This window comes from Streptomyces sp. JK94 (genome assembly GCF_053613315.1).
The window spans coordinates 219,831-239,767 of the sequence record NZ_JBSICH010000006.1 but is presented as its reverse complement, the minus strand read 5'-3'; the positions used below and the strand labels follow the sequence as shown (position 1 = coordinate 239,767).

Annotated in this window: 19 protein-coding genes; 14 read left to right on the top strand and 5 right to left on the bottom strand. The window is 72.2% G+C overall.

From position 1 onward, the window contains the following. Nucleotides 1-9: 9 nt before the first annotated feature. From ACVV2G_RS05955 to ACVV2G_RS05905, 11 genes are all read left to right on the top strand, one after another. Nucleotides 10-948, top strand: a complete 939-nt coding sequence (locus tag ACVV2G_RS05955; protein ID WP_453841522.1) for an N-acetylneuraminate synthase family protein — start codon at nucleotides 10-12, stop codon at nucleotides 946-948. 42 nt (nucleotides 949-990) lie between these two features. Further along, nucleotides 991-2,058, top strand: coding sequence for a hypothetical protein (locus ACVV2G_RS05950; RefSeq protein WP_453841521.1), 1,068 nt, complete (start codon nucleotides 991-993; stop codon nucleotides 2,056-2,058). 353 nt (nucleotides 2,059-2,411) lie between these two features. Further along, on the top strand, nucleotides 2,412-3,647 hold the full coding sequence (locus ACVV2G_RS05945; RefSeq protein WP_453841520.1) for a M20 family metallopeptidase: 1,236 nt from the start codon (nucleotides 2,412-2,414) through the stop codon (nucleotides 3,645-3,647). A gap of 472 nt (nucleotides 3,648-4,119) precedes the next feature. Next, a complete protein-coding gene (locus tag ACVV2G_RS05940; RefSeq protein WP_453841519.1) occupies nucleotides 4,120-5,172 on the top strand; it encodes a BMP family lipoprotein in 1,053 nt (350 codons plus the stop codon). A 274-nt stretch (nucleotides 5,173-5,446) separates the two neighbouring features. After that, entirely contained in the window at nucleotides 5,447-6,496 is a 1,050-nt protein-coding gene (locus tag ACVV2G_RS05935; RefSeq protein ID WP_453841518.1) for a BMP family lipoprotein, read from the top strand. A 224-nt stretch (nucleotides 6,497-6,720) separates the two neighbouring features. After that, nucleotides 6,721-8,325 carry an ABC transporter ATP-binding protein gene (locus tag ACVV2G_RS05930; RefSeq protein WP_453841517.1) on the top strand — a complete coding sequence of 535 codons (1,605 nt, stop codon included), beginning with the start codon at nucleotides 6,721-6,723 and terminating at the stop codon, nucleotides 8,323-8,325. Then, complete coding sequence (locus ACVV2G_RS05925; protein ID WP_453841516.1) at nucleotides 8,325-9,449, top strand: ABC transporter permease; 1,125 nt, start codon at nucleotides 8,325-8,327, stop codon at nucleotides 9,447-9,449. Before ACVV2G_RS05930 ends, ACVV2G_RS05925 begins: the two co-directional genes overlap by 1 nt. After that, complete coding sequence (locus ACVV2G_RS05920; protein WP_453841515.1) at nucleotides 9,446-10,720, top strand: ABC transporter permease; 1,275 nt, start codon at nucleotides 9,446-9,448, stop codon at nucleotides 10,718-10,720. Before ACVV2G_RS05925 ends, ACVV2G_RS05920 begins: the two co-directional genes overlap by 4 nt. Continuing rightward, on the top strand, nucleotides 10,717-11,109 hold the full coding sequence (locus ACVV2G_RS05915; RefSeq protein WP_453841514.1) for a cytidine deaminase: 393 nt from the start codon (nucleotides 10,717-10,719) through the stop codon (nucleotides 11,107-11,109). The genes ACVV2G_RS05920 and ACVV2G_RS05915 overlap by 4 nt, the downstream gene beginning before the upstream one ends. Nucleotides 11,110-11,148: 39 nt before the next feature. Continuing rightward, complete coding sequence (locus tag ACVV2G_RS05910; protein WP_453841513.1) at nucleotides 11,149-12,432, top strand: thymidine phosphorylase; 1,284 nt, start codon at nucleotides 11,149-11,151, stop codon at nucleotides 12,430-12,432. Between the two features lie 137 nt (nucleotides 12,433-12,569). After that, nucleotides 12,570-12,956, top strand: coding sequence for an STAS domain-containing protein (locus ACVV2G_RS05905; RefSeq protein WP_453841512.1), 387 nt, complete (start codon nucleotides 12,570-12,572; stop codon nucleotides 12,954-12,956). On the opposite strand, the gene ACVV2G_RS05900 is transcribed toward ACVV2G_RS05905, so the two are convergent. Next, nucleotides 12,840-13,853 (bottom strand): sigma-70 family RNA polymerase sigma factor, encoded by a 1,014-nt coding sequence (locus ACVV2G_RS05900; RefSeq protein WP_453841511.1) that lies wholly within the window; start codon nucleotides 13,851-13,853, stop codon nucleotides 12,840-12,842. The two genes, ACVV2G_RS05905 and ACVV2G_RS05900, sit on opposite strands and share 117 nt — an antisense overlap. Nucleotides 13,854-14,009: 156 nt before the next feature. Next, complete coding sequence (locus ACVV2G_RS05895; protein ID WP_453841510.1) at nucleotides 14,010-15,293, bottom strand: MFS transporter; 1,284 nt, start codon at nucleotides 15,291-15,293, stop codon at nucleotides 14,010-14,012. A gap of 63 nt (nucleotides 15,294-15,356) precedes the next feature. Here ACVV2G_RS05895 and ACVV2G_RS05890 point away from each other — a divergent pair, with 63 nt between their 5' ends. After that, complete coding sequence (locus ACVV2G_RS05890; protein ID WP_453841509.1) at nucleotides 15,357-16,310, top strand: LysR family transcriptional regulator; 954 nt, start codon at nucleotides 15,357-15,359, stop codon at nucleotides 16,308-16,310. A 13-nt stretch (nucleotides 16,311-16,323) separates the two neighbouring features. Here the strand turns inward: ACVV2G_RS05890 and ACVV2G_RS05885 are convergent, their stop codons facing one another. Next, the gene (locus ACVV2G_RS05885; protein ID WP_453841508.1) at nucleotides 16,324-17,085 is read right to left on the bottom strand and encodes an alpha/beta fold hydrolase; all 762 of its coding nucleotides are present in this window, start codon (nucleotides 17,083-17,085) and stop codon (nucleotides 16,324-16,326) included. Nucleotides 17,086-17,236: 151 nt separating this feature from the next. Between ACVV2G_RS05885 and ACVV2G_RS05880 the strand changes: the two genes are divergently transcribed. Then, complete coding sequence (locus ACVV2G_RS05880; protein ID WP_453841507.1) at nucleotides 17,237-18,367, top strand: adenosine deaminase; 1,131 nt, start codon at nucleotides 17,237-17,239, stop codon at nucleotides 18,365-18,367. 178 nt (nucleotides 18,368-18,545) lie between these two features. Then, nucleotides 18,546-18,914, top strand: a complete 369-nt coding sequence (locus ACVV2G_RS05875; protein ID WP_453841506.1) for an ATP-binding protein — start codon at nucleotides 18,546-18,548, stop codon at nucleotides 18,912-18,914. Between the two features lie 76 nt (nucleotides 18,915-18,990). Here the strand turns inward: ACVV2G_RS05875 and ACVV2G_RS05870 are convergent, their stop codons facing one another. Next, complete coding sequence (locus tag ACVV2G_RS05870; RefSeq protein WP_395572194.1) at nucleotides 18,991-19,194, bottom strand: PspC domain-containing protein; 204 nt, start codon at nucleotides 19,192-19,194, stop codon at nucleotides 18,991-18,993. 93 nt (nucleotides 19,195-19,287) lie between these two features. Further along, nucleotides 19,288-19,839 (bottom strand): VanZ family protein, encoded by a 552-nt coding sequence (locus ACVV2G_RS05865; protein WP_453841505.1) that lies wholly within the window; start codon nucleotides 19,837-19,839, stop codon nucleotides 19,288-19,290. Between the last annotated feature and the right edge of the window lie 98 nt (nucleotides 19,840-19,937).

Below are 19,937 nucleotides of genomic sequence, written 5' to 3'. Positions count from 1 at the left end.
CCTCCTGCCATGAGCACCAACTCCCGCATCCGCACCTTCGGCACCCGCGAGGCCGGCCCCGGCCGCCCCGTCTACATCACCGGCGAGATCGGCATCAACCACAACGGTGAGCTGGAGAACGCCTTCAAGCTGATCGACGCCGCCGCCGAGGCCGGCTGCGACGCGGTCAAGTTCCAGAAGCGCACCCCCGAGATCTGCACCCCGCGCGACCAGTGGGACATCGAGCGCGACACCCCCTGGGGCCGGATGACGTACATCGACTACCGCCACCGCGTGGAGTTCGGCGAGGACGAGTACCGCCAGATCGACGAGTACTGCAAGACCAAGAACATCGACTGGTTCGCCTCCCCGTGGGACACCGAGGCCGTCGCCTTCCTGGAGAAGTTCGACGTCCCGGCCCACAAGGTCGCCTCCGCCTCCCTCACCGACGACGAGCTGCTGCGCGCCCTGCGCGCCACGGGCCGCACCGTCATCCTCTCCACCGGCATGTCGACCCCGAAGCAGATCCGCCACGCGGTCGAGGTCCTGGGCAGCGACAACATCCTCATGTGCCACGCCACGTCGACCTACCCGGCGCAGGCCGAGGAGCTCAACCTCCGCGTCATCAACACCCTCCAGCAGGAGTTCCCGAACGTCCCGATCGGCTACTCCGGCCACGAGACCGGCCTGCAGACCACCCTGGCCGCCGTCGCCCTCGGTGCCACCTTCGTCGAGCGCCACATCACCCTCGACCGCGCCATGTGGGGCTCCGACCAGGCCGCCTCCGTCGAGCCGCAGGGCCTGACCCGCCTGGTCCGCGACATCCGCACCATCGAGGCCTCCCTCGGCGACGGCGTCAAGAAGGTCTACGACTCCGAGCTGGGCCCGATGAAGAAGCTGCGCCGCGTCTCCGGCGTCGTCGCGGAGGCGGAGATCGCCGCCGCCGCGGGCGAGCCGTTCACGGCCTGACACCCCCCCACCACGCCCTCACCACGGGACGGTCGTACGCCGATGAGCCCCCGCGCCGGGAATGCCGGCCCCCGCACCCTCGCCTTCGTCGAGAGCCCGGTACAACTGCTGAACGTGCTGGAGTGGGCGCACACGCGCGCACCCGGCGCGGAGCTCACCCTCGTGGTCCTGTCCCCGGTGGATCCGATGACCCGGGGCCAGCTGCGCCGCATGGCGGAACTGGCCCGGAAGGAAGGGCACGACATCCGCTGGGAGGAGGCACGGGGCGGTGCCGCGGCCCCCTTCCGCACGGTCGGCGGCCTGACGACCGCCCTCCGCCAGGCGGACCGGATCGTCATGGGCGACCCGTTCTCCCGCTACGTACAACTGCTGCTGACCATCACCCGCGCCCACGACCTGGTGGTCGTCGACGACGGCACGGCCACGATGGAGTTCGTCACCCAGCTCGCCCACGGCGAGCGCCTGGTGCGCTGGCACCGCAAGGGCAGCCGCCCCGGACCGCGCGACCTGCTCTTCGCCCCGGTCTCCGGGTCCGCGCGCCGCCGCCTGACCCCGTCCGGGAACCGCCTGGTCTCCGTCTTCTCCTCCATGCCGATCGAGGACGTCCCGGACGGCGTCACCGTCTGCGCGAACGACTTCGCCTGGACCCGTGCCCGCTTCGGCCCGCCCCGCATCACCAAGGGCGCCGACATGGTCGGCACGTCCCTGGTGGAGACCGGTGTCGTGGACGGTGACCGCTACGTGGACGCCGTACGCGGCCTGGCGAGGACCCACGGCGCGGCCCGCTACTTCGCCCACCGCCGCGAGAGCGCCGAGAAACTCCACCGGCTGGCCGTGGAGACCGGCCTGGAGATCGTCCGCCCCGACCTCCCCCTGGAACTGATCGCCCGCCGCGGCCCGATCGGCCGCACCATCCTCAGCTTCCCGTCCACGGTCGTCCACACCCTCCCCCTGGCCCTGGCCGGCACCGAGGTCAAGGTCGCCGTCTGCGACATCGACCCCGCCTGGCTCACCCGGCACGCCTCGCCGCGGGCCCGGGGGTTCCTCTCGGGCGTGACGGGCTCGGCCCGGAACGTGCACCGGCTGTCGGCGGTGGCGGGCGCGGGATAGCCGGCGGCCGGGCCCCCGGCGACCGCCGCGCCGCCGAGGGGACGGAACCGCCGCGCCGCCGAGGACGGAGGGGTCAGGGGCACCGGGCGCACGGGTCCGGGCGGGTGGGCCCGGGCGGGTGGGGCGGTCGTTGCGTGGTACCCGTAGCCCAGGACGGGTGCCGTCGAGCGGTGTGGGCCGCTCCCGGTGGATCGCATGATCGGCTCGGTCGGAAAGGCGGGCGAGTTTACCCAAGTGAGTCGATAGCTATGCGTAGGGCGGTCGCGTTTTCTTCCCCTAACGGGCTGAATTTTTGTTGATCGTGGGTCCATCGGTCGCTCGGGCGCCCTACGCTGCAAAGGGTGAAAGCGTTGATGTCCCCAGAGTCCGAGGCCGGCACTCCCGGTGAGACCGTCCTGCCCGGTGCCCTGCCCGAGGCGCTCCGTGCCGAGCTCGTGGCCTTCCGCCGCGACCTGCACATGCACCCCGAACTGGGCAACCAGGAGTTCCGCACCACCGCCGCGATCAAGGAACGGCTCGAACGGGCCGGCCTCAAGCCGCGCGTGCTGCCCGTCGGAACCGGCCTCGTCTGCGACATCGGCACCGGCACCGAGTCGGGGCGGTGGGCCGGCGGCCCGCGCATGCTCGCCCTGCGGGCCGACATCGACGCCCTGCCCATCCCGGACACCAAGAGCGAGTGCGCCTACCACTCGCGCGTCCCGGACCGCGCCCACGCCTGCGGCCACGACGTGCACACCACCGTCGTCCTCGGCACCGGACTGGTGCTGGCCGCGCTGCACGAGCAGGGCCTGCTGCCCCGGCCCGTGCGGCTGGTCTTCCAGCCGGCCGAGGAGGTGCTGCCCGGCGGCGCCGCCGACGCCATCGAGGGCGGCGCGCTGGACGGAGTGCGCCGCATCCTGGCCGTGCACTGCGACCCCCGGGTGGACGCGGGCCGGATCGGCCTGCGGGTCGGCCCCATCACCTCCGCCTGCGACCGGCTGGAGATCGCCCTCGACGGCCCCGGCGGGCACACCGCCCGCCCGCACCTGACCACCGACCTGGTCACCGCCGCCGCCCGCGTCGTCACCGACGTGCCCGCGCTCGTCGCCCGGCGGGTGGACAGCCGCAGCGGACTCTCCCTGACCTGGGGACGGATCGAGTCCGGCCACGCCCCGAACGTCATCCCGCAGCACGCCGAACTCGCGGGAACGGTGCGCTGCCTCGACCTCGACGCCTGGCGGCAGGCACCGGACCTCGTGGTCGGCGCCATCGACGAGATCGCGAACCTGTACCGGGCCAAGTCCGAGATCACCTACGTCCGCGGCGTGCCCCCGGTCGTCAACGAGGTCACCAGCACCGAACTGCTCCAGGCCGCCATGGTCGCCCGGCGTGGCACCGAGTCCGTCGAGAGCACCGAGCAGAGCCTCGGCGGCGAGGACTTCTCCTGGTACCTGGAGCACGTGCCCGGCGCCATGGCCCGCCTCGGCGTCCGCCCGCCCGGCGAGCGCGTCATCCGCGACCTGCACCAGGGCGACTTCGACGTGGACGAGCACGCCATCACGGTCGGCGTGGAGATGTTCACCGCGGCGGCACTGATCGACGCCGTGTAGCAGCCGGCCCCCCCCCGTCCCTCGGAGGCGGCTCCCCCCCCCGCCCCGGAGGCGCTCCACCCCGCCCCCGGTGGCGCTCGCCCCCGGCACCCGGCGCGGCCTCCCCGTCCGTGGCCCTTCCCGCCCGTCCGTGCCCCCTCCCCGTCCGCCCGCGTCGCCCTCCCCACCCGCCCGCGTCACCCTCCCCGCCCACTCGCTCCACCCCTCCGCGCGCCCCGCGCCCGCCGGCTTGCGGCACCGGCGGGCCGGGGGCAGCCTGATGCCGGGGCGCACGAGACTGCGCGGCACGCCCCGGGCGCCCCGTTCGCTCCCATTCGCTCCCGTTCGATCCGGTGGTTCACACGGCCGTCACCGGGGCGCGGCACGAATGGATAACGGCCCCGGGGAACCCCGTTCCCAGGAGTTTCTACGCGCGTTAATGTGCGCCGAACCGAGCGCCCGCTGCGGGGCTTTGGAGAATGGGGAACTTCAGATGCGTCGGACATCGAGACTGACCCGCGCCGCGGTGGGGGTCGCGTCGCTCGCACTCGCCGCCACGGCCTGCGGCGGCACCAGCGGCGAGAGCACCAGCGGCGACGAGGGCACCAAGGACGACAAGGGCCTCGCCATCGCGTACGACATCGGCGGCAAGGGCGACCAGTCCTTCAACGACGCCGCGTACGCCGGTCTGGAGCGGGCCCAGAAGGAGTTCGGCTACAAGACCGCCGACATCGAGCCCACCGAGGGCGAGACCGACGCCGACAAGGAGCAGCGCCTCGCCTCGCTGGCCAAGCAGGGCTACAACCCGGTCATCGGCGTCGGCTTCGCCTACGGCCCCGCGATGAAGGCCATCGCCGAGAAGTACCCGGACACCACCTTCGGCATCGTGGACTCCGTGGTCGAGGGCGAGAACGTCGCGTCCCTCGTCTTCGCCGAGCACGAGGCCTCCTACCTCGCGGGCGTCGCGGCGGCCAAGGCCACCAAGACCAAGACGGTCGGTTTCGTGGGCGGCGTGGACGTACCGCTGATCCACAAGTTCGAGGCCGGCTACCAGCAGGGCGTGCAGGACACCGACCCCGAGGTCGAGGTCGTCGCGCAGTACCTGACGCAGACGGCGGAGGAGGGCGGCTTCTCCAGCCCGGACAAGGGCCGGGCCGCGGCCGAGGGCCAGATCGAGAAGAAGGCCGACGTCCTCTACCAGGCGGCCGGACTGTCCGGCCAGGGGGTGATCGAGGCCGCCGCGAAGGCGAAGGTCTGGGCGATCGGCGTCGACTCCGACCAGTACGAGCAGGAGGCCCTCGCGGCCCACAAGGACTACATCCTTACCTCCGCCCTCAAGGACATCAACGGCGCGGTGTACGCCCTGGCCAAGTCGGTCGAGGACGGCAAGCCGCTCACCGGCACCCAGACCTTCGACCTGAAGTCGGACGGCGTGGGCCTGTCCGACAGCAATCCGAAGTACGCCGAGGTCCCGGGCCTGACGGACGCGGTGGCCGAGGCGAAGGAAGGCATCATCGCCGGCACCATCAAGGTCAAGACGGAGTAACCCCACCGCACCACCGCACCACCGGACGAAGCGGGCGGGCACCCTGGGTGCCCGCCCGCTTCGCCGTGCCGCGCCCGGCCGTCCCGGCGTCACCCTCCGCCACCCCCCGTTTGCGTCCGGCAAGCCCCGGGCGTCCGCACGCCGTCCCTTGCTCACGGGCGGATAACAAGGTGGACAGAAGGGGTTTTCAGGCCGGTCTACGCGCGTTAATCTGCGGCGAAGCCAGCGCCGTGCTCGAACCCTCCCCGGCGCTTGTACGACAGGAGCACCAGACATGCGCCGGATTTCCCGGATCACGGTCGCAGGCGCAGCGACCGCCTCCCTGGCCCTCGCCCTCTCCGCCTGCGGTGGCACCTCGACCTCCTCCGGGTCGTCGGAGTCCCAGGGCGACAAGGGCCTCGCCATCGCGTACGACGTCGGCGGCAAGGGCGACCAGTCCTTCAACGACGCCGCGTACGCGGGACTGGAGCAGGCCAAGAAGGAGTTCGGCTACGAGACCGCCGACGTCGAGCCCACCGACGGTGAGACCGACGCCGACAAGGAGCAGCGCCTGGTCTCGCTGGCCAAGCAGGGCTACAACCCGGTCGTCGGCGTCGGCTACGCGTACGCCGCCGCGCTGAAGAGCGCCGCCGAGAAGTACCCGGACACCACCTTCGGCATCGTGGACGACGCCACGATCGAGGCGGACAACGTGGCCGACCTGGTCTTCAACGAGGAGCAGGCCTCCTACCTCGCCGGCGTCGCCGCCGCCAAGAGCACCGAGACCAAGACGGTGGGCTTCGTGGGCGGCGTGGACATCCCGCTGATCCACAAGTTCCAGGCCGGCTTCGAGCAGGGTGTCAAGGACACCGACCCGAAGGTCGAGGTCATCTCGCAGTACCTGACGCAGACCGCCGAGGAGGGCGGCTTCTCCAGCCCCGACAAGGGCAAGACCGCCGCCGAGGGCCAGATCGAGAAGAAGGCCGACGTCGTCTACGCGGCGGCCGGCCTCTCCGGCCAGGGCGTGATCGAGGCCGCCGCCGCCAACCAGGTGTGGGCGATCGGTGTCGACTCCGACCAGTACCAGCAGGAAGCCCTCGCGAAGTACAAGGACAGCATCCTGACGTCGGCCACGAAGGACGTCGCGAAGGCGGTCTACAACCTGTCGAAGTCGGTCGAGGACGGCAAGCCCGAGACCGGTATCGTTCGGGGCGATCTGAAGTCCGGTGAGGTCGGCCTTTCGGACTCCAACCCGAAGTTCGCGGACAACGCCGAGCTCCAGGCAGCCATCGAGACGGCCAAGGAGAAGATCGTCAGCGGCGAGATCAAGGTCAAGAGCAGCTGAGCCGAGCAACACCTCGAACAGCGTGCAACCGCGGTGGTCGCACCGCTCGACGGGGTACGGGGAGGACGCCTCCGGGCACCTCCCCGTACCCCGTCGTGCCGATGTGCCGCCGCCGCTTCGAGATGCCGTAGGGGCGCTACGCGCGTAGACGGCCCCCGTCCCCAGGAGAGTGCGCCATCAACGCGTCCAGCAGCCCTCCGGCCGGAGCGGCGGTCAACGAATCGGTGACCGCCGTCGAACTCGCCGGGATCACCAAGCGTTTCCCCGGTGTCGTGGCCAACCACGACATCCACCTGACCGTCCGCAAGGGCACCGTCCACGCCCTCGTCGGCGAGAACGGCGCCGGCAAGTCGACCCTGATGAAGATCCTCTACGGCATGCAGAAGCCGGACGAGGGCACCATCGCGATCGACGGCGAGCAGGTCGCCTTCGCCTCGCCGGCCGACGCCATCGTGCGCGGCATCGGCATGGTCCACCAGCACTTCATGCTCGCCGACAACCTCACGGTCCTGGAGAACGTGGTCCTCGGCAGCGAGAAGCTGTACGGCATCGGAGCCAGGGCGCGCCGCAGGATCAAGGAGATCTCCGAGCGCTACGGCCTCGGGGTGCGCCCCGACGTCCTGGTGGAGGAACTCGGCGTCGCCGCCCGCCAGCGCGTGGAGATCCTCAAGGTCCTCTACCGCGGCGCCCGCACGCTGATCCTCGACGAGCCCACCGCCGTCCTGGTCCCGCAGGAGGTCGACGCGCTCTTCGACAACCTGCGCGAGCTGAAGGCCGAGGGCCTGTCCGTCATCTTCATCTCCCACAAGCTGGGCGAGGTCCTCTCGGTCGCCGACGACATCACCGTCATCCGGCGCGGCACGACGGTCGGCACGGCCGTCCCCGCCGAGACCACGCCGCGCCAGCTCGCCGAGCTGATGGTCGGCAGCGAGCTGCCCACCCCGGAGACCGCCGAGTCCACGGTCACCGACCGCGCGGTCCTCAGCGTCGACGCGCTGCGCCTCGCGGCCCCCGGCGGCAAGGCCCTGCTGGACGACATCTCCTTCACCCTCCACGCCGGCGAGGTGCTGGGCATCGCGGGTGTGGAGGGCAACGGCCAGACCGAGCTGGTCGACGCCCTGATCGGCCTGCGCCACGCCGACTCCGGCACCATCCGCTTCCTCGACGAGGACATCACCGCGCTGCCCACCCGCAAGCGCCGCGAGCAGGGCATCGGCTACATCCCCGAGGACCGCCACCGCCACGGCCTGCTCCTGGAGGCCCCGCTCTGGGAGAACCGCATCCTCGGCCACGTCACAGAGAAGCCCAACAGCAAGGGCGTCTGGCTGGACCCGAAGGGCTCCCAGCAGGACACCCGCCGCATCGTCGAGACGTACGACGTCCGCACCCCCGGCATCGACGTCACCGCGGCCTCCCTGTCCGGCGGCAACCAGCAGAAGCTGATCGTCGGCCGCGAGATGAGCCACAAGCCGCGCTTCCTCATCGCCGCCCACCCCACCCGCGGTGTGGACGTCGGCGCGCAGGCCGCCATCTGGGACCACATCCGCGAGGCCCGCCGCGAGGGCCTGGCGGTCCTGCTGATCTCCGCCGACCTGGACGAGCTGATCGGCCTGTCCGACACCCTCCGGGTGATCTACGACGGCAGTCTGGTCGCCGACGCCGACCCGGCGACCATCACCCCCGAGGAGCTGGGCTCGGCCATGACCGGCGCCGCGACCGGCCACCTGGAGCACGAAGAGACCCCCGAGACCCCGGCCGGCGCGACCGGTTCCCCGAAGTCGCCCGCGTCCCCCGCGTCCCCCGAGTCTCCGGAAGACGAGGCCCGCTGATGAAGAAGTTCGACAAGGAGCGCGTGCTCCTCGCGGTGGCCGGGCCGGTCATCGCGCTCGCCGTGGCCTTCGTGCTGAGCGCGATCGTCCTGATCGCCTCGGGCAAGAACCCGGTCGAGCCGTTCGCCCTGATGTTCGAGCAGGCCGGATTCTCCGACATCCAGGTCCTGATCATCAACCAGGCGTCGATGTACTACATCGCGGCCCTGGCGGTCGCCATCGGCTTCCGGATGAACCTGTTCAACATCGGCGTCGACGGCCAGTACCAGCTCGCCGCCATGATGGCCGCGATCGTCGGCGCCCACGCCGCCCTGCCGGCCGTCCTCCAGGTCCCGCTGCTCCTGCTGACCGCCGTCCTCACCGGCGCCTTCTGGTCGGGCATCGCCGGTGTCCTCAAGGTCACCCGCGGCGTCAGCGAGGTCGTCGCGACGATCATGCTCAACGCCATCGCCACCTCGGTCATCGGCTACCTGTGGCTGCCGGACGTCTTCGGCGTCAAGATCGGCAACAACAACACCACCGGCGAGATGCACGAGTCCGGCTGGATCCCCGGCATCGGCATGGGCGCGGCCGGCGAGATCTACGGCCTGGTGGTCCTGGCCGTGCTGCTCGGCATCGCCTACTGGGTCGTCCTCAACCGCACCCGCTTCGGCTTCGACCTGCGCGCCTCCGGCGCCTCCGAGTCCGCCGCCGCGGCCAGCGGCGTCGACCCCAAGCGCATGGTGCTCACCGCGATGCTCATCTCCGGCGGCCTCGCCGGCCTCGCGGGTCTGCCGATCCTGCTCGGCGGCACCCACACCTACAGCCTCAACTTCCCCACCGGCATCGGCTTTCTCGGCATCGGCATCGCCCTGCTCGGCCGCAACAGCCCGGTCGGCATCGCCTTCGCCGCCCTGCTGTGGGCCTGGCTCGACAAGGCCTCGCCCGAGCTGGACTTCCACGGCTACGACAAGGAGATCGCGGTCATCATGCAGGGCCTGATCGTCCTCGCCGTCGTCGTCTCCTACGAGGCCGTCCGCGAGTGGGGCCTGCGCCGCCAGCAGCGCCGCGTCGGCGCGGAGCTGGCCGCCGGTCACGTCCTCGGCGCCACCGACAACACCAAGAAGGAGGTGGCTGGCCGATGACCGCCCCGACCTCTGCGACCGACGTCAACCAGCCCTCGCTGCAGCCCGCGGCGCCGACCGGCCGCCGCCTGTCGCTGCCCGTCCTGATGCTGGTCATCGCCGGAGCCCTGGCACTGACCTCCCTCGTGCGCCTGATCACCGGCGCCGACGGCATCACCAACGTCAGCCAGATGTCCACCGCGCTCCAGCTCGCCGTGCCGATCGGCCTCGCCGGCCTCGGCGGTCTGTGGGCCGAGCGCGCGGGCGTCGTCAACATCGGCCTCGAGGGCATGATGATCCTCGGCACCTGGTTCGGTGCCTGGGCCGGCTTCCAGTGGGGCCCGTGGACGGGCGTCCTGGTGGGCATCGTCGGCGGCGCGATCGGCGGCCTGCTGCACGCGATCGTCACCATCACCTTCAACGTCAACCACATCGTCTCCGGTGTGGCCCTCAACATCCTCGCCCTCGGCGCCACCCGCTACCTGGCCCCGCTCGCCTTCGAGGGCCACCAGGGCGGCTCGGCCAAGCAGTCCCCGCCGGTGGACTCCCTCGGCCACTTCACGGTGCCGGGGCTGTCCGACGGACTGGTCAGCCTCAACGACAAGGGCTGGTTCCTGGTCTCAGACATCGCCGGCCTGCTGGGCGGCCTGGTCACCAACGTCTCCTGGCTCACCCTGATCGCCGTCGCCCTGATCCCCGCCACCTGGTACGTCCTGTGGCGCACGCCGTTCGGCCTGCGGCTGCGCTCCTGCGGCGAGAACCCGGTCGCCGCCGAGTCGCTCGGCGTCAACGTCTACAAGTACAAGTACCTGGCCGTGATCATCTCCGGCGGTCTGGCCGGCCTCGGCGGCGTCTTCCTGTCCATCGTCGCCAACCCCTTCTACCTGGAGGGCCAGACCAGCGGCCGCGGCTACATCGGCCTCGCCGCGATGATCTTCGGCAACTGGATGCCGGGCGGCCTCGCCATCGGCGCCGGTCTGTTCGGCTACACCGACAGCCTCAACCTGCGCGGCGGCTCCGCCAACGTGCACGCCCTGCTGCTGCTCGGCGCGCTCCTGCTGATCGCCGGCGCCATCTGGCTCGCGATCCGCAAGAAGTACGTCAAGGCCGCCGTCACGCTGGTCGTCGGCGCGCTCGTCCTCGCCTGGTACGCCACCACCGACGACGTCCCCAACCAGGTCGTCTCCGCGACGCCGTACGTCGTCACCCTCGTCGTCCTCGCGCTGTCCGCACAGCGACTGCGCATGCCGAGGGCGAACGGCATGCCGTACCGGAAGGGACAGGGCAAATGACCGACGTCGACTGGGGCGCGCTGCGCACGGCGGCCCGGGAGGCGATGGCCCGCGCCTACGCCCCCTACTCCGGCTACGCCGTCGGCGCCGCCGCCCTGGTCGACGACGGCCGCACCGTCACCGGCTGCAACGTCGAGAACGCCAGCTACGGCATCGGCCTGTGCGCCGAGTGCGGGCTCGTCTCCCAGCTCCAGCTGACCGGCGGCGGCCGGCTGACGCACTTCGCCTGCGTCGACGGCCACGGCGAGATCCTCGTGCCGTGCGGCCGCTGCCGGCAGCTGCTGTACGAGTTCGGCGGGCCGGAGCTGCTGCTGGAGACCCCGGAGGGGATCGTTCCCCTGTCGGAGATGCTCCCGCAGGCCTTCGGTCCCGGCCACCTCACCAGGTAACACCCGCAATCCCCGTCATCCCGTAAGGAAGAGCCAGACATGGCCATGGACGTCATCTCCGTCATCCGCACCAAGCGGGACCGCGGCGAACTCAGCGGCGAGCAGATCGACTGGGTCATCGACGCCTACACGCGCGGCGAGGTGGCCGACGAGCAGATGTCGTCGCTCGCGATGGCGATCCTGCTCAACGGCATGAACCGCGGCGAGATCGCCCGCTGGACCGCCGCGATGATCGCCTCCGGCGAACGCATGGACTTCTCGTCCCTGCCCCGCCCGACCGCCGACAAGCACTCCACGGGCGGCGTCGGCGACAAGATCACCCTGCCGCTCGCCCCGCTGGTCGCCGCCTGCGGCGCGGCCGTCCCGCAGCTCTCCGGCCGGGGCCTCGGCCACACCGGCGGCACCCTGGACAAGCTGGAGTCGATCCCCGGCTGGCGCGCGCTCCTGTCCAACGAGGAGATGCTGAACGTCCTGGACGGCGTCGGCGCGGTGATCTGCGCCGCCGGGGACGGCCTCGCGCCCGCGGACAAGAAGCTGTACGCCCTGCGCGACGTGACCGGCACGGTCGAGGCGATCCCCCTCATCGCCTCCTCCATCATGTCCAAGAAGATCGCCGAGGGCACCGGCTCCCTGGTCCTGGACGTGAAGGTGGGCTCGGGCGCCTTCATGAAGACCGTCGAGGACGCCCGCGAGCTGGCCGCCACGATGGTCGGCCTCGGCACCGACCACGGCGTGCGGACGGTCGCGCTGCTGACGGACATGGCCACCCCGCTCGGCCTCACGGCGGGCAACGCCCTGGAGGTCCGCGAGTCGGTCGAGGTCCTGGCCGGCGGCGGCCCCTCCGACGTCGTCGAGCTGACCCTCGCCCTGGCCCGCGAGATGCTCGACGCCGCCGGCCTGAAGGACGCCGACCCGGCGAAGGCGCTGGCCGACGGCTCCGCGATGGACGTGTGGCGCCGCATGATCGCGGCCCAGGGCGGCGACCCGGACGCGGCCCTGCCCACGTCGAAGGAGCAGCACGTGGTCAAGGCGGATGCCTCCGGCGTCCTGACCCGCCTCGACGCCTACGGCATCGGCGTCGCCGCCTGGCGCCTCGGCGCGGGCCGCGCCCGCAAGGAGGACCCGGTGCAGGCGGGCGCGGGCGTCGAACTCCACGCCAAGCCCGGCGACACGGTCACCGAGGGGCAGCCCCTGCTGACCCTCCACACGGACACCCCGGACCGCTTCGCGTACGCCCTCGCCGCGCTGGAGGGCTCCTACGACATCGCCCCCGCGGGCACGGGCTTCACCGCCTCGCCGGTGGTGCTGGAACGCATCGCCTGACGGGAGCCACCTCTCCCCGGCGCGGACGGGACCGGTGGCCGCCACCGGTCCCGTCCGGCGTTCCCGGCCCCGTCCGACGGGCCCAGGACCGTGGCCGCCACCGGTGTCACCGAAGCGATCTCCGACGACGGGCACCGATGAGTTCCCGGACCGTGCCGGGTCTACCGCACGTGGACGCCGTGACACCCGCCGTACTCGTGCTGCCGGGGCCCGTCTCCCGAGGGGAGGCACCCCGGCTCTGCGACGAGGTGCGCGCGCTGCTGGAAAGCACCCGGGCCGGGGTGGTCGTCTGCGACGTCGGCGGGCTGGGACCGCCGGGGCTCGCCGCCGTCGACCTGCTGGCCCGGCTGGAACTCACCGCCCGGCGGGCCGGGGGCCGGATCCGGCTGCGCGACCCCGATCCCGCCCTACACGCCCTTCTCGACCTCGTCGGGCTCCGCTTCGAGACGGAGCGGCAGGTCGAACAGCGGGAACCACCGCTTGGTGTCGAGGAAGCAGTGGAACCCGGTGATGCGGCCGTCTGAGATCTCCAGCACCTGGACCGCCCACGGTGCGTGGCCGCCCGCCCCGGGGTCCGGCTTGTACTGCGCGAAGGCCGGCAGCCCGTTGGCCCGCACGGGCACCAGCCGCGAGTGCGCGCACGGGGCACCGAGGGTCGCCATGAAACCGGTGATGTCCCCCGGACCGGCCAGCCACAGGTCGAACGGCGGCATCGTCATGACGGCGTCCTCGTGCAGCAGCGCCGTCAGCGCCGTCATGTCGTAGCCCTCGAAGGCGGCGACATAGCGGTCCAGGAGCTTTCGCTGCTCCTCGTCCAGCGGGTCGGACACCGCCGCGTCGTCCGCCCGGTCCGCCCGCTCGGCGAGCGTCGCACGGGCCCGCTGCAGGGCGCTGTTGACGGACGCCACCGAGGTGCCGAGCAGTTCGGCGACCTCGCTCGCCCTCCACGCCAGCACCTCGCGCAGGATCAGCACCGCCCGCTGCTTGGGCGGCAGCTGCTGGAGCGCTGCCATGAAGGCGAGCCGCACCGACTCCTTGGCGACGGCGGCCTCGGCCGGGTCGGCGGTCGAGGGCAGTACGCGGGCGTCGGGCATCGGCTCCAGCCAGGTGTGGTCCGGGCGGGGGGAGAGGGCGGCCTGCGCGAGGGGTGTGGAGTCGGTCAGGTCCATCGGGCGGGCCCGCTTGTTTCCCGCGGTCAGCATGTCCAGGCACACGTTGGTCGCGATCCGGTAGAGCCAGGAGCGGAGGCTGGAGCGGCCCTCGAACTTGTCGTAGCTCCGCCAGGCGCGGACCAGGGTGTCCTGGACCGCGTCCTCGGCCTCGAAGGAGGAGCCGAGCATCCGGTAGCAGTACCCCGTCAGCTCGGTCCGGTGCTTCTCCAGTGCGGAGTCCAGCTCCGTCGTCACGGTGCCGTCGGCCATCGTCCACCCACCCCTGTGGCGTCCTGTCGTGCGCGTCTTCGCGCCTCGCACTTCGGAAGCTACCGCAGGGGACTGACAATGGCCCGTGCACTCGGGGAAAGCGCAGGTCAACGGGTCGGTCTGATCCAGATCCAGATCCAGATTCCAGATCCCGGCTCAGGCCCGCACCGGCACCTTCGCGGCCGTGCGCCGGGCGGCCAGCGAACCGGCCACCGTGATGGTCACCACGCCCGCCACCGCGAGCAGCCCGACCCCGACCGTCCCGGCCCAGCCGCCGGAGTGGAAGGCCAGCGCGCCCACCGTGCTGCCCGCGCTGGAGCCGATGTAGTAGGCGGACTGGTACAGCGCCGAGGCCTGGGCCCGGCCGTGGGTGGCCGTCCTGCTCACCGCCGAGGACGCCACCGCGTGCCCCGCGAAGAACCCCGCCGTGATCAGCACCAGTCCCAGCAGCACCAGGGGCAGGGACGGGGCGAGGGACAGCAGCAGACCCGCCGCCGTCGTGCCGCCGCCCAGGTAGAGCGCACCGCGGCGGCCCAGCCGGCCCACCAGCCGGCCCGCCGTCGACGCCGAGACCGTGCCGACCAGGTACACCAGGAAGACCGAGCCGATCACGCCCTGCGGCAGGGAGAACGGCGCCTCCGTCAGCCGGTAGCCGATCACCGTGTACACACCGCCGAACACCGTCATGAACAGCGCGCCGATCGCGTACAGACGGCGCAGGAGTGGGTCGGCGAGGTGGTCGCGGACCGTACGGGCCAGGACACGCGGGCGCAGCGAGCCCGCGGTGAAGTGCCTCGGCGCCGGCAGCAGCATCCGGAAGGCCACCGCGCACGCCACCGCCACGGCGCCGATCACCCCGACGGCGACCCGCCAGCCCCACTCCTGGGCGACCCAGCCGGTGATGACCCGGCCGCTCATCCCGCCCACGCTGTTGCCCGCGACGAACAGGCCGATCGCGGTGACCAGCGCCCGCGGGGAGACCTCCTCCGCGAGGTACGCCGTCGCCGAGGCCGGCAGCCCGGCCAGCGCCGCGCCCTGCACCGCGCGCAGCGCGACCAGCGCCGGCAGCGACGGGGCGAAGGGGACCAGCAGCCCCACGGTCACCGCGACCGCCAGCGAGGCCGTCATCACCGTACGCCGGCCGAAACGCTCCGACAGCGCGCTCATCGGCAGCACGAACACCGCGAGGCCACCGGTCGCGGCGGCCACCGTCCAGCTCGCGTCGCCCGCCGTGACGCCCATGTCGCCCGAGATCAGCGGCAGCAGCGCCTGGGTGGAGTACAGGAGCGCGAAGGTCGCGACGCCCGCGAGGAAGAGGGCGAGACTCATCCGGCGGTAGCCGGGACCGCCCGGGCTCATGCGCGTGTCGGGGGCGTCGGGGGCGAAGGCGGGTGCAGCGGCGTCCACGGTGGTGGACGCCCCGGTATCGGCGGGAGTCATGCGGCGACCGTACGGAGGCCGCGAATCATCCGTCCAATGCATGGAATGGCCATAATCGTTCCCATGGTGCATCAGCAAAGCTCACAGGGGCGCCTGTCACCGTCCAGTGACACGGAAGACATCGTCGCGCTGCTCGCGCCCCGTCTCGCGCACTTCGCCGGCGTGGCCCGGACCGAACACGTCACCCGGGCCGCCCAGGAGATGAACGTCCCCCAGTCGACCCTCTCCCGCGCCCTGGTCCGCCTGGAGGAGGACCTGGGCGTGGACCTGTTCGTACGCCGGGGCCGCACCCTTGCGCTGACCGTCGCCGGACGCACCTTCCTCGGCTCCGTCGAACGCGCCCTCGCCGAGGTGGAGCGCGCCGCCGACGAGGTCCGCGCGGACGCCGACCCGGCCACCGGCAAGGTCGCCTTCGGCTTCCTGCACACCATGGGCGCCGAGACCGTCCCCGGCCTCCTGCACGCCTTCCGCGCCGACCACCCCCGCGTCCGCTTCAGCCTCGTCCAGAACTACGGCGAGGCGATGCTGGAGCGGCTGCGCGCGGGCGAACTCGACCTCTGCCTGACCTCCCCGGTGCCGGACGCCCCCGACCTGGTCGCCCGCCGCCTCGACGAGCAGAAGCTGCGCCTGGTGGTCCCGGCCGACCACGCCCTGGCCGGCCGCAGGCGCATCCGCCTCGCCGAGGCCGCCGACGAGACCTTCGTGACCCTGGAGCCCGGTTACGGCCTGCGCCGCATCACCGACTCCCTGTGCAAGGAGGCCGGTTTCCGGCCCAGGGTGGCCTTCGAGGGGGAGGAGGCGGAGACGCTCCGCGGTCTGGTCGCGGCGGGCCTCGGCGTCGCCCTGCTGCCGCCGCCCGCCGTGCCCCGTCCCGGCGTGGTCGAACTGACGGTCACGGCCCCGCGCGCGGCCCGCGAGATCGGCGTGGCCTGGCTGGCGGGACGCACGGACACGCCTCCGGTGGCGGCCTTCAAGAGGTTCCTGCTGTCCCGGCGGGGCCACCTGCTGCCGTCCTGACCGGCCCCGGCGCCTACCGCCGCAGTGACCGCCCGAACCCCACCGCCAACGGCATCCGCAGCCCGATCGGCGGAGGAGCGGCCAGCGCGTCCTCCACCGGCCGGGAGAAGGACTGCCCGAACAGCGCCCCCAGCACGAAGTCCTCGGCCAGCGCCGCCACTTCGTCCCGGTAATGCCGCAGCCCGTGGCCGTCGGAGTGCACCTCGAACCGGCACACGGCACGGTTGGCCTTCTTCGCGCGCGCGGCCAGCCGGAAGGACAATTCCGGGTCGCTGCGTTCGTCGTTGGTGCCGTGCACGATCAGCACCTGCCGTCCGGCGAGCTGTTTCACCGGTTCGGGGGGCGCCGCCATGTCCTCGTCGGGCAGCCACGGGGCGATCGCCAGCGCCGAGTTGACGGCCTCGTGCCCGGCCGCGCGCAGTGCGGCCCGCCCGCCCATCCCGACGCCGGCCAGGCAGACGGGGACGTCGCCGTAGCGCCGTACGGCCTCGTCGGCGGCCCAGTCGGCGTCGCGGGCCAGGTGCGCCTCGGTGCCGTTCCAGCCGCGGCAGCGGTAGTGCACGACATGGGCGGCCAGTCCCTCCTCCCGCCCCGCGCGCGTGAGCCTGCGCCCCAACGCCCGTACGGACGCGGCCGCCAGCAGCGGGGACGGCCTGCGGCTGGAGACCTCGTCGCCCCCGGGGAGCAGCAGCACCACCCCGCTCACCGCCGTCCCCTCCGGACCGAGCGTTCGCCCCAGCCGGGCCCGACGGACCGGCGTCGATTGCTGTGCCATGACAGAACATTCTCAGAAGACCGGGTGTACGCCACCCGTCCTGGCAGTCACCGTTACATATCGACGGGTCCGTACACCCCGGCCGCGTTCCCCGTGCGGGCGCGTACGTGCCCGGGGGTGCTTCTACGCGCGTAGGAGTTAGAGTGCGGAAATGACGAGCCAGAGCACCGCGAAGACCACCGCGAGGACTCCGACGCCGGAACAGATCCGCCGGGCGCCGAAGGTTCTGCTGCACGACCATCTCGACGGCGGGCTGCGCCCCGCCACGGTCGTCGAACTCGCCCGGGCGACCGGCTACGCGCACCTCCCCGAGACCGACGCGGACCGGCTCGGCACCTGGTTCCGCCAGGCCGCCGACTCCGGGTCGCTGGAGCGCTACCTGGAGACCTTCTCCCACACCGTCGGCGTCATGCAGACCCGTGACGCCCTCGTCCGGGTCGCCGCCGAGTGCGCCGAGGACCTCGCCGAGGACGGCGTCGTCTACGCCGAGGTGCGGTACGCCCCCGAGCAGCACCTGGAGGGCGGACTCCGGCTCGAAGAGGTCGTCGAGGCCGTGAACGAGGGCTTCCGGGAAGGGGAGCGGCGCGCGCGGGCCGACGGTCACCGCATCCGCGTCGGGGCCCTGCTCACCGCCATGCGGCACGCGGCCCGCGCCCTGGAGATCGCCGAGCTGGCCAACCGCTACCGCGACCTCGGGGTCGTCGGCTTCGACATCGCGGGCGCCGAGGCCGGGTACCCGCCCACCCGGCACCTGGACGCCTTCGAGTACCTGAAGCGCGAGAACAACCACTTCACCATCCACGCCGGCGAGGCCTTCGGGCTGCCCTCCATCTGGCAGGCCCTGCAGTGGTGCGGCGCCGACCGGCTCGGGCACGGCGTGCGCATCATCGACGACATCCAGGTCCGCGAGGACGGCTCGGTCGAACTCGGGCGGCTCGCCTCGTACGTCCGGGACAAACGCGTTCCGCTGGAGCTGTGCCCCAGCTCCAACCTCCAGACCGGCGCGGCGGACTCGTACGCCGAGCACCCGATCGGACTGCTGCGGCGGCTGCAGTTCCGCGCCACCGTCAACACGGACAACCGGCTGATGTCCCACACGAGCATGAGCCGGGAATTCGAGCACCTTGTCGACGCGTTCGGTTACACGCTCGACGACATGCAGTGGTTCTCCGTCAATGCGATGAAATCAGCGTTCATTCCTTTCGATGAACGACTGGCCATGATCAATGACGTCGTCAAGCCCGGATACGCCGAGCTGAAGTCCGAATGGCTGTTCCAGTAAAAGGCTGCCACCAGCCCTTATGCGGCGAACGAGGCCCGAGGGGCGGCAGACGGTAATACGAGAACGCGGACGGACTTTCACCATCCGTCCGCATTTCGATGTTTGCCGTGAGGGGGGCGTCGTGTTTACGGTCAAGGACCGCTCACATCCCCGTCATCCCATTTCGAGGACGCATTCCATGAAGCAGTCTGCTGCCAAGACCCTCGGTGTCGCCGCCCTCGGCGCCGCCTTCGCCGCCGCAGGTGCCGGTGCGGCCACCGCGGCCCCGGAGCTCCCGGACACCGCCAGGACGGTGGACTCCGTGGCCGCGGCGCTCCCCGCGGAGACCGTCTCCCAGGTGGTGCCCGGCGCGAGCAACGTGCTGAAGCAGGGCCGGCACGTCTCCGGCACGGGTCTGACCGCCGCGCAGCCGGTCGTCGAGCAGGTCCTCAACGAGCAGCTCTCCAACGGCCCGACCAAGCCCGTGGCCGGCCTGCTCGGCGGTCTGCCGACGCAGGGCCTGCCCACCCAGGGCCTGCCGGTCAACGGTCTCCCGCTCGGCGGCTGAGCCCCGGCTCTCCACGCGCCGACGGGGCGCGCCCGGTGTCATCCGGGTGCGCCCCGTCGGCGTACCGGGGGATGCGTCACCAGGCCGTACGGGCGGCCTTCTCCTCGGACGGCAGCAGGAGCCACAGGGCGGCGTAGAGCAGGAACTGCGGGCCGGGCAGCAGGCAGGAGACCAGGAAGATCACCCGCATCGTGGTCGTGGAGGTGCCGAAGCGCCTGGCCAGCGCGGCGCACACTCCGCCGATCATGCGGCCATGGGTGGGGCGGGCGAGGCGGGACATCGCGGCTCCTTCGTGAGCGTGTGTGGGTCTGCCAGTCGGCTTCCCCTTCATCCGCTCTCCACGCTACGGAGACGAACGGAACAAAGCGTCCCTCTACGGGGCGATGCCGACCCTGGGAATCGTCGGGGTCCGACCCTGAGCCGGCTCGTCCCTGGGTACGTCCTCCCACCGGCCCGGCTCGGACCTGCGACGGAGCCGGGCGCGGCCGGCGGGGACCAGGGCGAGGTGGGCGAGGGCCGCGCCCGCCGTGTTCAGCAGCAGGGAGTCCACGTCGACGGCCTGGCCGGGCACCCCCGTCTGCAACAGCTCGACGCCCAGCGACAGCAGGGCCGCGGCGGCCATGGTGCGCAGCAGGGAGGCCAGCGGCGAGACGGCCAGCCGCCCGCCCGCCATCGGCAGCAGGACACCCAGCGGCGCCAGCAGGGCGAGCGATCCGCCGAGCGAGCGGGCCGCCGCGGGCCAGCCGAGCGCCAGGTCGGCGCGGATCGAGGCGAACGGCCGCAGATTGGGCGGCAGCACCCACGGGACGTCCAGCGGCCGCAGCGTGTACCAGGCGACGAACGCGAGGTGTGCGACCAGGAGGACACTTCCTGTCACACGGATGCGGAGCGCGGCGCTGCCGCCGGGGAACCCAAGACGCTGCACGTCCCCCTAGACGCGGGCGCCGCCGCGCTCGGTTCCGGAGCGCCCCGCGCGAGGGTGAGGCCTGCGCCACATGGCCCCGGGCCGGCCCCCCCCGACCC

Coding starts and splice junctions, on each gene's coding strand:
- ACVV2G_RS05955 (WP_453841522.1), top strand. CDS start 10: ATGAGCACCAACTCCCGCATCCGCACCTTCGGCACCCGCGAGGCCGGC.
- ACVV2G_RS05950 (WP_453841521.1), top strand. CDS start 991: ATGAGCCCCCGCGCCGGGAATGCCGGCCCCCGCACCCTCGCCTTCGTC.
- ACVV2G_RS05945 (WP_453841520.1), top strand. CDS start 2,412: ATGTCCCCAGAGTCCGAGGCCGGCACTCCCGGTGAGACCGTCCTGCCC.
- ACVV2G_RS05940 (WP_453841519.1), top strand. CDS start 4,120: ATGCGTCGGACATCGAGACTGACCCGCGCCGCGGTGGGGGTCGCGTCG.
- ACVV2G_RS05935 (WP_453841518.1), top strand. CDS start 5,447: ATGCGCCGGATTTCCCGGATCACGGTCGCAGGCGCAGCGACCGCCTCC.
- ACVV2G_RS05925 (WP_453841516.1), top strand. CDS start 8,325: ATGAAGAAGTTCGACAAGGAGCGCGTGCTCCTCGCGGTGGCCGGGCCG.
- ACVV2G_RS05920 (WP_453841515.1), top strand. CDS start 9,446: ATGACCGCCCCGACCTCTGCGACCGACGTCAACCAGCCCTCGCTGCAG.
- ACVV2G_RS05915 (WP_453841514.1), top strand. CDS start 10,717: ATGACCGACGTCGACTGGGGCGCGCTGCGCACGGCGGCCCGGGAGGCG.
- ACVV2G_RS05910 (WP_453841513.1), top strand. CDS start 11,149: ATGGCCATGGACGTCATCTCCGTCATCCGCACCAAGCGGGACCGCGGC.
- ACVV2G_RS05905 (WP_453841512.1), top strand. CDS start 12,570: ATGAGTTCCCGGACCGTGCCGGGTCTACCGCACGTGGACGCCGTGACA.
- ACVV2G_RS05900 (WP_453841511.1), bottom strand. CDS start 13,853: ATGGCCGACGGCACCGTGACGACGGAGCTGGACTCCGCACTGGAGAAG.
- ACVV2G_RS05895 (WP_453841510.1), bottom strand. CDS start 15,293: ATGACTCCCGCCGATACCGGGGCGTCCACCACCGTGGACGCCGCTGCA.
- ACVV2G_RS05890 (WP_453841509.1), top strand. CDS start 15,357: ATGGTGCATCAGCAAAGCTCACAGGGGCGCCTGTCACCGTCCAGTGAC.
- ACVV2G_RS05885 (WP_453841508.1), bottom strand. CDS start 17,085: ATGGCACAGCAATCGACGCCGGTCCGTCGGGCCCGGCTGGGGCGAACG.
- ACVV2G_RS05880 (WP_453841507.1), top strand. CDS start 17,237: ATGACGAGCCAGAGCACCGCGAAGACCACCGCGAGGACTCCGACGCCG.
- ACVV2G_RS05875 (WP_453841506.1), top strand. CDS start 18,546: ATGAAGCAGTCTGCTGCCAAGACCCTCGGTGTCGCCGCCCTCGGCGCC.
- ACVV2G_RS05870 (WP_395572194.1), bottom strand. CDS start 19,194: ATGTCCCGCCTCGCCCGCCCCACCCATGGCCGCATGATCGGCGGAGTG.